The 14,083-nt window shown below is 66.4% G+C and carries 14 protein-coding genes and 1 tRNA gene; 11 read left to right on the forward strand and 4 right to left on the reverse strand.

Annotation, left to right across the window (positions count from 1 at the left end):
- The first annotated feature begins 9 nt into the window (after window positions 1-9).
- From bioB to ACWCIA_RS04690, 4 genes are read left to right on the forward strand one after another with little or no spacing between them, the layout of a single operon-like run.
- Window positions 10-1,044: a biotin synthase BioB gene (bioB, locus tag ACWCIA_RS04675; protein ID WP_454161393.1), complete on the forward strand. Its 1,035-nt coding sequence runs from the start codon at window positions 10-12 to the stop codon at window positions 1,042-1,044.
- Between the two features lie 49 nt (window positions 1,045-1,093).
- Window positions 1,094-3,136: an acetyl-CoA carboxylase biotin carboxylase subunit gene (locus tag ACWCIA_RS04680; protein WP_454161395.1), complete on the forward strand. Its 2,043-nt coding sequence runs from the start codon at window positions 1,094-1,096 to the stop codon at window positions 3,134-3,136.
- Between the two features lie 11 nt (window positions 3,137-3,147).
- Window positions 3,148-4,077, forward strand: coding sequence for a 2-hydroxyacid dehydrogenase (locus tag ACWCIA_RS04685; protein ID WP_454161397.1), 930 nt, complete (start codon window positions 3,148-3,150; stop codon window positions 4,075-4,077).
- 2 nt (window positions 4,078-4,079) lie between these two features.
- Entirely contained in the window at window positions 4,080-5,000 is a 921-nt protein-coding gene (locus ACWCIA_RS04690) for a hydroxymethylglutaryl-CoA lyase (RefSeq protein WP_454161399.1), read from the forward strand.
- 119 nt (window positions 5,001-5,119) lie between these two features.
- On the opposite strand, the gene ACWCIA_RS04695 is transcribed toward ACWCIA_RS04690, so the two are convergent.
- A tRNA-Pro gene (locus ACWCIA_RS04695) sits at window positions 5,120-5,196 on the reverse strand.
- Window positions 5,197-5,293: 97 nt separating this feature from the next.
- On the opposite strand from ACWCIA_RS04695, the gene ACWCIA_RS04700 reads away from it, so the two are divergent.
- Entirely contained in the window at window positions 5,294-5,905 is a 612-nt protein-coding gene (locus tag ACWCIA_RS04700) for a hypothetical protein (protein WP_454161401.1), read from the forward strand.
- A 39-nt stretch (window positions 5,906-5,944) separates the two neighbouring features.
- Here the strand turns inward: ACWCIA_RS04700 and rsmI are convergent, their stop codons facing one another.
- Window positions 5,945-6,850 carry a 16S rRNA (cytidine(1402)-2'-O)-methyltransferase gene (rsmI, locus tag ACWCIA_RS04705; protein ID WP_454161711.1) on the reverse strand — a complete coding sequence of 302 codons (906 nt, stop codon included), beginning with the start codon at window positions 6,848-6,850 and terminating at the stop codon, window positions 5,945-5,947.
- Between the two features lie 210 nt (window positions 6,851-7,060).
- On the opposite strand from rsmI, the gene ACWCIA_RS04710 reads away from it, so the two are divergent.
- The 6 genes from ACWCIA_RS04710 to ACWCIA_RS04735 all read left to right on the forward strand — a co-directional run bounded on the left by ACWCIA_RS04710 (window position 7,061) and on the right by ACWCIA_RS04735 (window position 11,253).
- On the forward strand, window positions 7,061-8,143 hold the full coding sequence (locus ACWCIA_RS04710; RefSeq protein WP_454161403.1) for a penicillin-binding protein activator: 1,083 nt from the start codon (window positions 7,061-7,063) through the stop codon (window positions 8,141-8,143).
- Window position 8,144: 1 nt separating this feature from the next.
- Window positions 8,145-8,504, forward strand: coding sequence for a YraN family protein (locus ACWCIA_RS04715; RefSeq protein ID WP_454161405.1), 360 nt, complete (start codon window positions 8,145-8,147; stop codon window positions 8,502-8,504).
- 84 nt (window positions 8,505-8,588) lie between these two features.
- Complete coding sequence (locus tag ACWCIA_RS04720; protein ID WP_454161407.1) at window positions 8,589-9,185, forward strand: phosphoheptose isomerase; 597 nt, start codon at window positions 8,589-8,591, stop codon at window positions 9,183-9,185.
- Window positions 9,178-9,816, forward strand: a complete 639-nt coding sequence (locus ACWCIA_RS04725; RefSeq protein WP_454161408.1) for a BON domain-containing protein — start codon at window positions 9,178-9,180, stop codon at window positions 9,814-9,816. Before ACWCIA_RS04720 ends, ACWCIA_RS04725 begins: the two co-directional genes overlap by 8 nt.
- Window positions 9,817-9,871: 55 nt before the next feature.
- Window positions 9,872-10,390, forward strand: a complete 519-nt coding sequence (locus ACWCIA_RS04730) for a peroxiredoxin family protein (RefSeq protein ID WP_454161410.1) — start codon at window positions 9,872-9,874, stop codon at window positions 10,388-10,390.
- Between the two features lie 224 nt (window positions 10,391-10,614).
- Complete coding sequence (locus ACWCIA_RS04735; RefSeq protein ID WP_454161412.1) at window positions 10,615-11,253, forward strand: hypothetical protein; 639 nt, start codon at window positions 10,615-10,617, stop codon at window positions 11,251-11,253.
- Between the two features lie 123 nt (window positions 11,254-11,376).
- Here the strand turns inward: ACWCIA_RS04735 and ACWCIA_RS04740 are convergent, their stop codons facing one another.
- Both ACWCIA_RS04740 and ACWCIA_RS04745 read right to left on the reverse strand, forming a co-directional pair.
- A complete protein-coding gene (locus ACWCIA_RS04740; RefSeq protein ID WP_454161414.1) occupies window positions 11,377-11,802 on the reverse strand; it encodes a PaaI family thioesterase in 426 nt (141 codons plus the stop codon).
- A 229-nt stretch (window positions 11,803-12,031) separates the two neighbouring features.
- Window positions 12,032-14,014, reverse strand: a complete 1,983-nt coding sequence (locus ACWCIA_RS04745) for a helicase-related protein (protein ID WP_454161416.1) — start codon at window positions 14,012-14,014, stop codon at window positions 12,032-12,034.
- Window positions 14,015-14,083 lie beyond the last annotated feature (69 nt).

Below are 14,083 nucleotides of genomic sequence, written 5' to 3' on the forward strand. Positions count from 1 at the left end.
GGAATGACCATGAATGCACCCCACACCGTCGCCCTGCACCGCCCTGGCGCCCCGATCACCGAGCGTCCGGATGCGACCTGGCCGCTGGCCGACGTGCTGGCGCTGTTCGAGCTGCCCTTCAACGAACTGATGTTCCGCGCCCAGGAAGCCCACCGCGCCCACTTCCCCGACGGCGACGTCGAACTGGCGACCCTGCTGTCTATTAAAACCGGCGGCTGCGAGGAAGACTGCGGCTACTGCCCGCAGGCGGCGCGCTACGACACCGGCGTCGAAGCGAAAAAAATCCTCGACATCGACACCGTGCTCGACGCCGCGCGCCAGGCGAAAGCCAGCGGCGCCACCCGTTTCTGCATGGGCGCCGCCTGGCGCAGCCCGAAAGAGCGCGACATGGGCAAGGTCGAAGAGATGGTGCGCGAAGTGAAAGCGCTCGGCATGGAAACCTGCGCCACCCTCGGCATGCTCGAAGCGGGCCAGGCCGAACAGCTGAAGGCTGCGGGCCTCGACTACTACAACCACAACATCGACACCGCGCCCGATTTCTATAACAACGTCATCTCGACCCGCGAATACCAGGACCGCCTCGATACCCTGGGCCGCGTGCGCCAGGCCGGCCTGAAGGTCTGCTGCGGCGGCATCGTCGGCATGGGAGAGACGCGCGAGCAGCGTGCCGGCCTGATCGCCCAGCTGGCGAACCTGAACCCGTATCCGGAATCGGTGCCGGTGAACCACCTGGTGCAGGTCGAAGGCACGCCGCTGCATGGCCTCGACCCGCTCGACCCGATCGAATTCGTGCGCACCATCGCGGTGGCGCGCATCACCATGCCGCAGGCGCGCGTGCGCCTGTCGGCCGGGCGGCGCCAGTTGGGTGAGGCTGTGCAGGCGATGTGCTTCATGGCCGGCGCCAATTCGATCTTCTACGGCGACAAGCTGCTCACCACCGGCAACCCGGAAGCGGAAGACGACCGCGCGCTGCTGGCCAAGCTGGGCCTGAAAACCCGCGCGGCCACGCTGGACTCGGCGCCGAAGGAAAGCTGCGGTTGCTAAGCCGTTTTATCCCGACCCATACCCAAGAACCATAAAGCGAGACAAACGCATGTTCACGAAAATCCTCATTGCCAACCGTGGCGAAATCGCCTGCCGTGTCGCCGCCACCGCGCGCCGCATGGGTATCCGTACCGTTGCCGTGTATTCGGATGCGGACGCCGGGTCGAAACACGTCGCGGTCTGCGATGAGGCGGTGTGGATCGGGCCGGCCGCCGCTAAGGAAAGCTACCTGCGCGGCGAGAAGATCATCGAGGTGGCGAAAGCGGTCGGCGCCCAGGCGATCCACCCGGGCTACGGCTTCCTGTCCGAGAACGCCGAGTTCGCGGAAGCCTGCGCCGCGGCCGGTCTCGTCTTCATCGGGCCGCCGGGTTCGTCGATGCGCGCGATGGGCTCGAAGTCGGCCGCCAAGCAGCTGATGGAAGGCGCCAACGTGCCGCTGGTGCCGGGCTACCACGGAGACAACCAGGACCCCGAGTTCCTGCGCCAGCAGGCCGACCGCATCGGTTACCCGGTGCTGCTCAAAGCCAGCGCCGGCGGCGGCGGCAAGGGCATGCGCGTGGTCGAGCGCAGCGAAGACTTCGTGGCCGCGCTGGGCTCGTGCAAGCGCGAGGCGATCAGCTCCTTCGGCGACGACAAGGTGCTGGTCGAAAAATACCTGACCCGTCCGCGCCACATCGAAATCCAGGTGTTCGCCGACACCCACGGCAACTGCGTCTACCTGCACGAGCGCGACTGCTCGGTGCAGCGCCGCCACCAGAAGGTGCTGGAAGAGGCGCCGGCCCCCGGCATGCCGGCCGACCGCCGCGCGGCCATGGGCGAAGCGGCGGTGAACGCCGCGCGCGCCGTCGGCTATGTCGGCGCCGGCACCGTCGAATTCATCGCCAACCAGGACGGCTCGTTCTACTTCATGGAGATGAACACCCGCCTGCAGGTGGAGCACCCGGTCACCGAAATGATCACCGGGACGGATCTCGTCGAATGGCAGCTGCGCGTCGCCTTCGGTGAGCCGCTGCCGAAAAAACAGCACGAACTGGCCATCCACGGCCACGCGATCGAGGCGCGCATCTATGCCGAGAACCCGGAAAAGGGTTTTCTGCCGTCGATCGGCACCCTGCGCCACATGGATACGCCCCACGCCGTGAGCTTCGAGCTGGGCGGCACCGCGGGGGGCGAACCGGCCGCCGTGCGCATCGATTCGGGCGTGCGCGAAGGCGATGCGATTTCTCCGTTCTACGACCCGATGATCGCCAAGCTGATCGTCTGGGGCGCGGACCGCACGCAAGCGCTGGCGCGCCTGTCGCAGGCCCTGGCCGAGTTCCAGATCGTCGGCCTGGCCACCAACATCGCCTTCCTGAAACGCCTGGTCGAGGGCGAGGCCTTTTCCACGGCCGACCTCGACACCGGGCTGATCGAGCGTAACGGCGCCTCCCTGTTCCCGGCGCTGCGCCCCGCCCCCGCCGGCGCGCTGGCCCTGGCGGCCGTGTCGCTGATCGAAGCGGAAAAACGCCAGTCGGCCGGCGCGTCCAGCGTCGCGGCCGACCCCTGGGGCCAGGCGCAGGGCTGGCGCCTGAACGGCGACTACCGCCGCGTGCTGTCGTTCGGCGACGAGTACGCGGCCGGTACCGAATCCGGCGACTACCGGGTCGGCGTCGTCTACCACCCGCAGGGCTGGGAGCTCGAGGTGCACGGCGTCAAACAAGCCCTGAGCGTGACCGGCCATGAGGGCGCCACGCTGTCGGTGCGCCTGGGCGAGCAGTCGATGCACGGCACCGTGCGCCGCGACGGCGACCTGTTCCACGTGTTCACCAATGGCGAGCACGTCACCCTGGCCTACAAGGACCCGATGGCCCATGCCGGCGAGGCCGAGGCTGCGGGCGGCCGCCTGACCGCGCCGATGCCGGGCAAGGTGGTGGCGGTGATGGTCGAGGGCGGCCAGCAGGTGAAAAAGGGAGACGCCCTCGTCATCATGGAAGCGATGAAGATGGAGCACACCATCGCCGCGCCATCTGACGGCCTGGTCGAAGAGGTGCTGTACGCGGTCGGCGACCAGGTCGCGGACGGCGCGCCGCTGCTGGCGTTCAAGGCTGCTTGAGAGGCCATCCGATGCGCATCCTCCTGTACCGCGGGGACGGCGTGATTGCGCCCTGGGCGCAGGATTTCATGCGCGCGCTGCCCGGCGCCGAGACCGTGGAATGGCGGGAAGGCCAGGCGCTGGCGCCTTGCGACTACGCGGTACTGTGGAACCCGGCGCCAGCGCTGCTGGCGCAGCTGGGCGGCGTGAAGGCGATCTTCCTGATGGGGGCCGGCGTCGACGCGCTCCTGAAGCATGGCGACGCGCTCCCCGACGTGCCGATCGTGCGCCTGGGCGATGCCGGCATGGCGGTGCAGATGGCGGAATACGTGGCCTATGCGACGCTGCGCTACTTCCGCCGTTTCGACGAATACGAGGAGCAGGCGAGACATGGCCTGTGGTCGCCGCTGCCGCCGTATGCGAAGGACGATTTCACGGTCGGCGTGATGGGGCTCGGCAAGCTGGGCCTGCGCGTGGCCGAGACCATGCGCTCCTTCGGTTTTCCGGTGCGCGGCTGGAGCCGCACGCCGAAGGAGATTCCGGGCGTGGACTGCTTCGCCGGCATGGAAGCACTGCCTGCGTTTTTAGGCGGCACGCGGGTGCTGGTGTCGCTGCTGCCGCTGACGCTTGAAACGAACAACCTGCTGGACCGGCGGCGCCTGGCCATGCTGCCCCAGGGCGCCTACCTGATCAACGTCGCGCGCGGCGCCCAGGTGGCCGAACCGGACCTGTTGGCGCTGATCCGCTCCGGGCACATCGCCGGGGCCACGCTCGACGTCTTCCGCAACGAACCCTTGCCGGCGCCGCACCCGTTCTGGGACGAGCCGCGCATCACGATCACGCCGCACATCTCCGCACTGACCGTGCGTGGGGAAGCCGTGCACCAGATCGTGGACAAAATCACCGCTTTTGAAAGCGGACAACCGGTCGGCGACCTCGTCGACCGCACACTGGGATACTGAACATGAACAGCCAAGCTACCCTGCCGAAGCAAGTCAAAATCGTCGAAGTCGGTCCGCGCGACGGCCTGCAGAACGAAAGGGAAACCATCAGCGCCGCGGTGAAAATCGAACTGGTCGACCGCCTGTCGCGCGCCGGTTTCGCGAACGTCGAGGCGGCCTCCTTCGTGTCGCCGAAATGGGTACCGCAGATGGCGACCAGCACCGAGGTGATGGCGGGGATCACGCGCCTGCCCGGCACCATCTATTCGGCCCTGACGCCGAACATGCAGGGTTTTGAAGCGGCCCTGGCCGCGCGGGCCGACGAGGTCGTGATCTTCGGCTCGGCCTCGGAAGCTTTCTCGCAGAAGAACATCAACTGCTCGATCGCGGAATCGATCGCGCGCTTCGAGCCGGTGGCGCGAGCGGCCAAGGCGAACGGCCTGCGCCTGCGCGGCAGCATCAGCACCGCCTTCGGCTGCCCCTACCAGGGCGAGGTGCCGCTCGAGGCCGTGGCCGACGTGGTGCGCCGCATGCGCGACCTCGGCTGCGACGAAATCGACATCGCCGACACCATCGGCGTCTCGACCGCGCGCAAGACGCAATCGGTGATGCTGGCGGCCGCGCGCGAATTCCCTCTCGAGCGGCTGTCGGGCCACTTCCATGACACCTATGGGCAGGCGCTGGCCAACATCTACGCCAGCCTGGAAGTGGGCGTGCAGATCTTCCACTCCTCGGTGTCGGGCCTGGGCGGCTGCCCGTACGCGAAGGGCGCGACCGGCAACGTCGCCACTGAAGACGTGCTCTACCTGCTGCACGGCCTGGGCATCGAGACCGGGATCGATCTCGACCAGGTGGTCGACGCGGGGCAGTTCATTTCGGGGGTGCTGGGCCGCAAGAGCGCGAGCCGCACCGGGAATGCGATCGCGGCCAAACGGGCGGGTTGAACCAAGTCTCTTGGCGCCCTGTCGAAGCAATTCGGCGGGCGCCGCCAACGATGGCAATCGAACCGGCGATGACAACGAAAAAAGCCGACAACTTTCGCTGTCGGCTTTTCTCTTAATACTGGTCGGAGTACAAGGATTCGAACCTTGGACCCTCTGGTCCCAAACCAGATGCGCTACCGGGCTGCGCTACACTCCGAAGACACACATCATAGCTGCTGAACCCGTTTTGGTCAAGGTCACGTTTTCAAATACCTGATCTTTTTGGATTTTTCATACAACCGGATGGACGCATTGTGAAACTGGCAGCAGCGAATGGGGGTGCAGTCGACGGCGGCGAGCGGCGCACGGCGCAACGCATCGCGGCGGGCGTGGCCGTGTCGCTGGCCCTGCATGCCTGGATGCTGGCGAGCTTGCGCAACCCGGGCCCGCCGGCCGAACTGCCGCCCGAGCCGCCACGCCCGCTCGCTGTCCGGGTGCAGCCCGCGCCGCCACCGCCGCGTATCGAACCAGCACCGGCAACGCCGCCTGCCGCGGCCGGACGGCCGGCGCCTGCCCCGGCACTGCGCAAGCCGCGGCCCGTGATCGCGGTACCGCCGCAAGCGGCAAGACCTGCGGCGCCCGATCCCTTCGTCGTCGAGCAGGCACCGGAAGCGCCGCCGGACACGCCGCGCTTCGATCTCGATGCGGCACGCAAGACGGCACGTTCGCTGGCCCATCTGCGCGACCCGGAACGCGAAGGCACGGCCGTCGCCCAATTCCCGGAACCACCGCTGGAAACGGAAAGCCGCGCCGCGCGCGCGATCGGCGCGGCCAAGCGGCGCGATTGCAAGGACGGGGTGCCGGGAGGGCTGTTGGCGCCGCTGCTGCTGCTGGCGGACAAGAAGGACAGCGGCTGCAAGTGGTGACCGTTATATGCCTACCGCGGACGCCGGTGGCTTCCCCGATCACTCGCCCTTGATCTGCAAGGCCCGCTCATACAGCGCATTTTTCTTGCGCCCGGTAATCTGCGCCGTCAGATTCGCCGCCTGCTTGACGCTGCATTCGGCCAATAAAATGTTCAGGATGCGCTCGGCCTCGGCGTCCTGCGCGTCGGTCTCGATGGCCGCCCCTTCGATCAGCACGACGAATTCACCGCGCTCGCGGTGCTGGTCGGACCTCACCCAGGCCAGCGCCTCGCCAAGCGGGCAGCGGTGGATTTCCTCGAACAGCTTGGTCAGTTCGCGTGCAAACACGACCTGGCGGGTCGGCTCGAACACACTAACCAATGCTTCGACGCAGTCGACGATGCGGTGCGGTGCCTCATAGATGACCAGCGTGGCGGGTTCGCGCACCAGTTCGGCGAGGGCCGCTTCGCGCTGCTTCGATTTGGCGGGTAAAAAACCGACAAAATTGAAACGGTCGTTGACCAGGCCGCTGGCCGACAGGGCCGCGACCGCCGCCGACGGGCCCGGCAGCGGGAGCACGCGCAAGCCCGCTTCACGGACGGCGTCGACGATGCGCGCGCCGGGGTCGGACACGGCCGGCGTGCCGGCGTCCGACACCAGGGCCACCCGCTCGCCGGCACGCAGGCGCGCCACCAGTTTCTCGGCCGCCTCGCGCTCGTTGTGCTGGTGCGCCGCCACCATCTGCTTGTTCAAACCGTAACGGGTGAGCAGGGCGCCGGTTTTACGCGTATCCTCACAGGCAACTACGTCGGCCAGCGCCAGCAGGTGCAGGGCCCGCAGCGTGATGTCGGTCGCGTTGCCGATGGGCGTGGCCACGACGTACAATGTTGCCGTAGGATAAGACTGCTGGGCTGCCTCGGCCATCACGGGCAGCCGGGCAATATCGATGGACTGCTGATCAGTCATGTTGGTCATGTTGGGGATGCGATGCTCAAAAAAAATCTAAAAGGCCTGATCGCAACGAGCGTGTTCGGCCTGATTGCGGGTTGCGGCAGCACGCCGTTGCCACCCGATCTGGGATGCGGGGTACCGGGCGGATTGTGCGCGCCCGTCGAGCCAAACACAAGTGCGCCACGTGAGGTGCCGCCACCACCGGAGCCAAGGCGTTCGGACACGGTGACCTCGCCGGTGGAGCTGTATCCGGGTACCGGCGGCTCGGCGGCGCGTCCGGCGCCAGAGGGCACGGCCCGCGTCGCCCTGCTGCTGCCGCTGCAGTCGAACGCGCTCGGCCAGGCCGCCGAGGCGGTGCGTGCCGGTTTCCTCGCTGGCCATGAGCGCGACCGCGACGGGATCGAGGTGCGTGTCGTTCCAAGCGGCGATACGCCCGAATCGACCCTGGACGCCTATGCGCGCGCGGTCGAGCAGAACGACATCGTCGTCGGCCCCCTCGCCCGTTCCGCCGTCGCCGCGGTCGCCAGCAGCCCGCTGGTCACCAAGCCGACCCTGGCGCTGAACCATCCCCAGCTCGAGCGGCCGCTGCCGCAGCAGATGCTGGTGGTCGGCCTGTCGCTCGAGGACGAAGCGAGGCAAGTGGCCGACTGGGCCGCGCAGGAACACCCGAATGGACGCGCGCTCGTGCTGGGCGGAGGCGCCGCCTGGCAGCAGCGCGTGGCCGGCGCTTTCGCGGCGCGCTGGTCGCGCCTGGGGCACAACAACGCCACCGTCGAACTGCCGGTGGTCGACGGCTATGTCGACGGCAATGCCCTGTCCGAATTGCGTTCGCGCCTCGATATCGACCGTCCGCAACTGGTGTTCGCCGCGCTCGACGCCGGCCAGCTGCGCCAAGTACGCAGTGCGCTCGGCACCTCGATCCCGACCTATGGCGTGTCGGCTGCCAACCCGGGCCGCACGCCCGGACTGTCGGTGCCGGAACTGGACGGCGTGCGCCTGCTCGACGTGCCCTGGACAGTGCAGCCCGACCATCCGCAGGTGATGGTGTATCCGCGCCCCGTGGATGCGGAATCGCTCGACATGCAGCGCCTGTACGCGCTCGGCATCGACGCCTTTCGCCTGGCGCGCGAACTGGCACTGCGTCCCGGCGCCAACTTCGAGCTCGACGGCGTGACGGGCCGCCTGTCGGTGCGCATGAACAATGGCGCCTGGACTCTGCGGCGCGACGAGGCCGCCGCCGTGTACCGCGACGGCATCGGTTTCGAGGTGGTAGCCAACCCGGCCAACCCGGCCGCCATCGGAAGATGACATGTGGCCGCCCCGCTTGTCCGAGAAGCAGGCGCAAGGCCGCGACTGGGAACAGGCGGCGCTGCGCCACTTGCAGCGCCACGGCCTGGCGCTGATCGAAGCCAATTTTACCTGCAAGGGCGGCGAGCTTGATCTCGTCATGCGCGACGGCGACTCGCTCGTGTTTGTCGAGGTGCGCCAGCGCGCCGACGGCCGCCATGGCGGTGCGGCAGCCAGCATCACGCCGGCCAAGATCCGCAGGCTGGTGCGCGCCGCCCAGGTGTATCTTCAGCGTTTTCCTTCCACGCCTCCCTGCCGCTTCGACGTGGTTGCCATCGATGGCGACAAGCTCGAGTGGATCCGCAACGCTATTCAAACCTAGCGCGCCTTAACGTCGGCTTAAGTGTAAGCAATTCTTAAAAGCCTTTCTCCGCCTGCCTCAGGTACTACACTATAATCTCCGGCTATGAATACTCAACGCATCCTCGCCCACTTCCAGGAGAGCGCCGACCTCAAACTGAAGTCGGCTGCTGCCCTGTCGCAACCTATTTCGCAGGCGATCGAACTGATGTTCGGCGCCCTGTCCAACGGCAACAAGATCCTGGCCTGCGGTAACGGCGGTTCCGCCGCCGACTGCCAGCACTTCGCTGCCGAACTCGTTGGCCGTTTCGAGCGCGAGCGTTTCCCGCTGCCGGCCATTGCCCTGACCACCGACACCTCGATCCTGACCGCCGTCGCCAACGACTACAGCTACCGCGAGATCTTCTCGAAGCAGGTGCAGGCTTTCGGCCAGGCCGGCGACATCCTGCTGGCGATTTCGACCTCGGGCAACTCGGGCAACGTGCTGGCCGCCGTGGAAGCGGCGCTCGAGCGCGAGATGCGCGTCGTTGCCTTCACCGGCAAGGACGGCGGCGCGCTGGCCAAGCTGCTGACCGACGCCGACGTCCACATCAACGTGCAGCACAGCCGTACCGCGCGCATCCAGGAAGTGCACCTGGTCGCGATCCATGCTATTTGCGACGGCATCGACGTCGCGCTTTTCGGAGGAGACGAGAATGAGTAAACCCGGCCTGAACGCCCGCCCGCTGGCGAAAGCCGTCCTGATTGTTGCGCTGCTGGGTTCCCTGCAGGGCTGCGTGCCGCTGATCGTCGGCGGCGCCGCCATGGGTGCTGCCGCAACGATGGACCGCCGCACGCTGGGCGCGCAGACCGAGGACAAGTCGATCACGGTCAAGGCCGAGGTGCAGGTGCCGAAACTGGTCGGCAGCGCCGGCCACGTCAACATCGCCAGCTACAACCGCAAGGTGCTGCTGACGGGTGAGGTGCGCGACGAAGCCATGAAGGCGGCCGTCGAGCGCGAAGTGCGCGGCATCGAGAACGTGCAGGCCGTCATCAACGAACTCGTGATCGCCGGGCCGTCGAGCTATACCTCGCGCTCCTCGGATGCGCTGATCACCGCCAACGTCAAGGGCAGCCTGGTCGAGATGAAGACAATCTCGGCCACCTCGTACAAGGTCGTCACCGAGCGCGGCACCGTCTACCTGATGGGCCGCGTGACCCAGCGCGAAGGCGACCTGGGCGCGAAGATCGCCCAGAGCGTGGCAGGCGTGCAGCGCGTCGTGAAACTCTTCGAATACATGACCGAAGAGGAACTGCGCACGCAATTCCCGAAGACCTCGACGGTCGCTCTGTAATCACCGGCGGGGTTTGTTTCGGCAGCCCCGCTTTTTTTTATCCGTACCAGCCGCCATGACCGCTCCTGCCACCCGCTCCTGGATCAAACCCGCCGCCATTGGGGCGTTCGTGCTCGCGCTGGCGGGCGTCGGCTACGCCACGCTGGCGACCACGGAAAAAGCGCCGGACGTCACCTTCATCAGCATCGCCGGCGACAAGGTCAGCACCCAGAACCTGCGCGGCAAGGTGGTGATGGTCAATTTTTGGGCAACCTCCTGCGCCAGCTGCGTGCGCGAGATGCCGGCCATGGTCGACACCTACAACAAGTTCAAGGGGCAAGGCCTGGAATTCGTCGCTGTCGCCATGCAGTACGACCCGCCCAACTACGTCCTGAACTTCACGGAAACGCGGAAATTGCCCTTCATCGTCGCGCTCGACTCGGGCGGTGACCTCGCCAGATCCTTCGGCGACGTCACCCTGACGCCGACCACCTTCGTGATCGCCAAGGACGGCACCATCCTCAAGCGCTATGTCGGCGAACCCGACTTCATGGAAGTCCACGCCCTGCTCCAGAAGGCGCTGGCCGCGAGCTGAGCGGCCGACGATTGCCCCGCATCGGCCGTGCTTGCCTTGCCGCGATGACGATCTGACATTAAACTGGCTTGGTGGATAACGTCCCGTCGCCGGGTGAAACCCCAAGGCGGTAACATCCACACCACAGCACGCCTGACTTAACTCAAGCCTGCAATGCCGGAATCAGCCAAGCTTGATCCGCCCGCTGACCGCGGGCCTGCAGTCATGCTCGCAAAGGAGATGCAATGGGTCACTTTTTCCGCAGGATAGGCATCGTCGCCGCGCTGGCAGGCTTGAGCGCGTGTGCCGGGCCGAAGCCGAAGGCCGTGGCCGTTTTGCATTACCAGCACGTGGCCAACGCGCATGAGATCCGCTTCACCAATCCGATTCCCCTGTCGGCCGCGCTGTACCGCGTCGGCCACCTGACGCCGGTCGATGCCGGCGGCTTCTGGGCCATTTTTGTCCTGTGCAATGTCGACGTCACCCCGCAGGCGCGGCGCGGTTTTCACTACAACGTCAACAATTTCCGCGTGAGCTACGAGGGCCGCGACATCGGCGGCCTGCCGCCCTACTCCCTGCGCTACCAGGGCCAGGTCGACCTGAACAACGCCGGCGACACCTTGCCCATCCTCGACGCCATTGCCGCCGAGATCCAGGAAGGGCCGCCCGAACAGATCTTCCAGAGCGGCTTTTATCCGGACCTGAACTACCGCTTCGCCGTGTTCGTACCGAAGGCACTCGTCAAGTATGCGGGCGAGGAATTGAAGCTGAGCTACAAGGGACAGCCGGCCATCCTGGTCGGCAACGGCAAGGCGCCGTCCGACCTGCCTGCCGTGGGCGGCACCGCGGCCGGCGTGGCGGCGGCCTGCGTGCCCGCGCCCTGAGGCGCAACTGCCTGGAGTCTTAGAGCGCCTAACAAAACCTTCAGAGCAAGGCGCAGCGACGAAGACAGTACGACTGTACGGCGAGGAGCTGCAACGCAGCTATGGAGGTTTTGTTAGACGCTCTTAGGCGCTCTTCGGATACAGGATCATCTGGGTGCAGCGGAACAGGGCCACCGTCTTGCCGTTGGCCGCGTTCGTCACCGTTACATCCCACACTTGCGTCGTGCGGCCCAGGTGGGCCGGCGTCGCCACGCAGGTGATCGTGCCTTCGCGCGCGGTGCTGAAATGGTTCGATTTCAGCTCGATCGTCGTGAAATTGGTGGCGCCCTCGGGCAGGTTGGCAATGCAGGCATAGCCGGCGGCCGTGTCGGCCAGGGTCACGATGCTGCCCGCGTGCAGGTAGCCGTTCGGCGCCAGCAGGTGGGGTTTGATCGGCAGCTGGGCGACCAGGCGGCGTTCTCCGACCTCGAGGATTTCGATGCCGAGGTAGCCAGGTAAAGTGTTGGCGCCGCGCTGGTTGAAGCTTTCGAGGGTGGTTTGGGTGCTCATGTGGGTACCGTGGACGATGGAAGGCTCATCGTACACGGGGCCGGGCATGCGTGCAGAACATGGGGCGTAGGGTGGGCGCCCCGTGCCCACGCGAAACGTGGCGTTGTGTTTGCGCCAATTAACGCCGCGGTGCCATCATTCGTCAGCGTATCGGATCGCACATCACCACATTGAATCGGCGCCAACACCGTGCAAAGGCCCGCGTGGGCACGGAGCGTCCACCCTACGTCTACGCCCTTCGCTTCGGTTTCCCCGCACTCCCCTGCCGCTTGCGCGTGGCCGCATTCTGCTGCTGCAGCAGCGAATCGACCCGCTCCGAGGCCTCGCGCGCCAGGCCTTGCGCTTCCTCGATGCTGGGGAAGAAATCCGGCTGGCGGTAGCCGAGCCAGGCGTAGGCGGAATACATGCGGCAGGTGTCCTCGACCTCCTGCAGGTTCATCCAGAACAGTTCCTGCGTATGCGGGGTCAGCTTGCAGATGCGCTTCTTGGCCAGCGACAGCGCCCAGTGTTCCCAGGCGCTTTGCAGCATCGGTACCCGGCTCGAGATCGGCACCAGGGACAGCATGAATTTCTCGGCCACCGTCAGGTCCAGGGTGTCGAGCCACTCGGCGCGTTCGTTCTGCTCCTCGGTGATGCGCGGATAAAAGAAACCGTCCGGCACGTCGATGTTGTGCACGAAGCGTTTTAATAATTTCACCAGCGAGGTTTCGCCGGTCACCGAGGAAATCCGGTGCAGCTGCTCGAGCGAGGGCGCCACCGCGAAGCCGCTGGCGGGCACTGGCGGGATCTTTTCCTTCATCAGCGAGCGCATGACCTCGTGCGTGTCGTCGTCGTAGCCGGCGACAAAGCCTTCCTCGTGCACGCCGTAGCGCCCTGCCCGTCCGGCGATCTGCTTGGCCAGCGCTGCCGAGATTTCCTCTTCCTCGACACCGTTGTACTTGACCGCCGTCGTCATCACGATGCGCGCGATCGGCATGTTCAGGCCCATCGCGAGGGCATCGGTGCCGACCACGATGTCGGCCTGCCCCTCCCGGAAACGCTCGGCCTGGGCGCGCCGCACTTCCGGCGACAGGTTGCCGTAGACGGTGGCCACCGACAGCCCCTTCTCGGTGATCAGGTCGCGCCACATCAGGACGTCGCGCCGCGAAAACGCGATCACGGCATCGCCGCGGCGCAGGTTGGAGAGCTTGCGCACCGGCGACGGTTCCATCGCCAGCGGCGCCATGCGCTTTAAAATGTGCACCTCGAGCGAGACTTCCAGCCGGTCGGCCAGCGCCTCGATCGCGCGTCGCGCTTCGGGTGCGCCGACCAGGTAGACGGTGGACGCCGGCGCGCCGCACACGGCCGCGGTCCAGGCGGCGCCGCGGTCGCGGTCGGCCAGCATCTGAATCTCGTCGATCACGGCCACTTCGATCGGCGTCTTCGAGTCGAGCATCTCGACCGTGCTGGCCACGTGCGTGCTGCCCTCGGCAATGCGGCGCTCTTCTCCCGTGATCAGGCTGACTTTCAGCTCTTCCCCGTGCGGGCGCGCGGCCTGCAGGCGTTCGTAGTTTTCCAGGGCTAACAAACGCAGCGGGGCCAGGTAGGCGCCGCTTTTCGCCTTTGCCAGCGCTTCCATCGCGCGGTGGGTCTTACCGGAATTCGTCGGACCCAGCAGGGCGATGAATTTTCTCTGCATGCGGCTCGCCACCTCGAAGGATTCCGGGTACTCGGCCAGGTTGATGCTTTCCTTGGTGCGCGCGGCGTGGCGCTCTTCCTGCTCGCGCTCGATGGCGTGTTCCACGCGCTGGCGGATGCGCTCGAACACGTACTCGGCCGGCTCGGACGTTTCCAGCTCGTCGAGCACGCCGAGGAAGTCGCGCGGATCGAAACCGGCGTCGTCGGCCAGTTCCGCGATCTCGGCCACGAACTCCTCGGTGTCCATCTGGAGCTCGGCCAGCGCCTTGTCGCCGGTGCGTTCCTCGATCAGCTCGCGCCGCGCGATCATGTCCATCTTGCGCCACTTGCTCGGCTTGGCCAGCACCCCGCGCGCCGGCACCAGCGCATAACGCACGCGCAGCCCTTCGTATTTCACCTCTCCGGAAAAGCGCAGGAAGACCCGCCCTTCCATCTTGACCAGTTCGATGCCGCGCGATGGCAAATCGAGTTCGCGTTCGAGGAAGGCGTCGTCGCCGCTGTCCATGTCAGTCGAGTCGTAGCGTGAATTGCTCATGTGTGCTCAGGATGATGTCTGCTTGTTATCACTATAGCGCGGATGGCGCCAACGTCCTGTTCCGCAAGG

Source organism: Massilia sp. SYSU DXS3249, from assembly GCF_053668055.1.

Excerpts from the sequence above, each read along its gene's own strand:
- ACWCIA_RS04715 (WP_454161405.1), top strand. The coding sequence starts at position 8,145 with ATGTGGCCGCCCCGCTTGTCCGAGAAGCAGGCGCAAGGCCGCGACTGG.
- ACWCIA_RS04735 (WP_454161412.1), top strand. The coding sequence starts at position 10,615 with ATGGGTCACTTTTTCCGCAGGATAGGCATCGTCGCCGCGCTGGCAGGC.
- ACWCIA_RS04740 (WP_454161414.1), bottom strand. The coding sequence starts at position 11,802 with ATGAGCACCCAAACCACCCTCGAAAGCTTCAACCAGCGCGGCGCCAAC.
- ACWCIA_RS04725 (WP_454161408.1), top strand. The coding sequence starts at position 9,178 with ATGAGTAAACCCGGCCTGAACGCCCGCCCGCTGGCGAAAGCCGTCCTG.
- ACWCIA_RS04685 (WP_454161397.1), top strand. The coding sequence starts at position 3,148 with ATGCGCATCCTCCTGTACCGCGGGGACGGCGTGATTGCGCCCTGGGCG.
- ACWCIA_RS04680 (WP_454161395.1), top strand. The coding sequence starts at position 1,094 with ATGTTCACGAAAATCCTCATTGCCAACCGTGGCGAAATCGCCTGCCGT.
- ACWCIA_RS04720 (WP_454161407.1), top strand. The coding sequence starts at position 8,589 with ATGAATACTCAACGCATCCTCGCCCACTTCCAGGAGAGCGCCGACCTC.
- ACWCIA_RS04690 (WP_454161399.1), top strand. The coding sequence starts at position 4,080 with ATGAACAGCCAAGCTACCCTGCCGAAGCAAGTCAAAATCGTCGAAGTC.
- bioB (WP_454161393.1), top strand. The coding sequence starts at position 10 with ATGAATGCACCCCACACCGTCGCCCTGCACCGCCCTGGCGCCCCGATC.
- ACWCIA_RS04730 (WP_454161410.1), top strand. The coding sequence starts at position 9,872 with ATGACCGCTCCTGCCACCCGCTCCTGGATCAAACCCGCCGCCATTGGG.
- ACWCIA_RS04745 (WP_454161416.1), bottom strand. The coding sequence starts at position 14,014 with ATGAGCAATTCACGCTACGACTCGACTGACATGGACAGCGGCGACGAC.
- rsmI (WP_454161711.1), bottom strand. The coding sequence starts at position 6,850 with ATGACTGATCAGCAGTCCATCGATATTGCCCGGCTGCCCGTGATGGCC.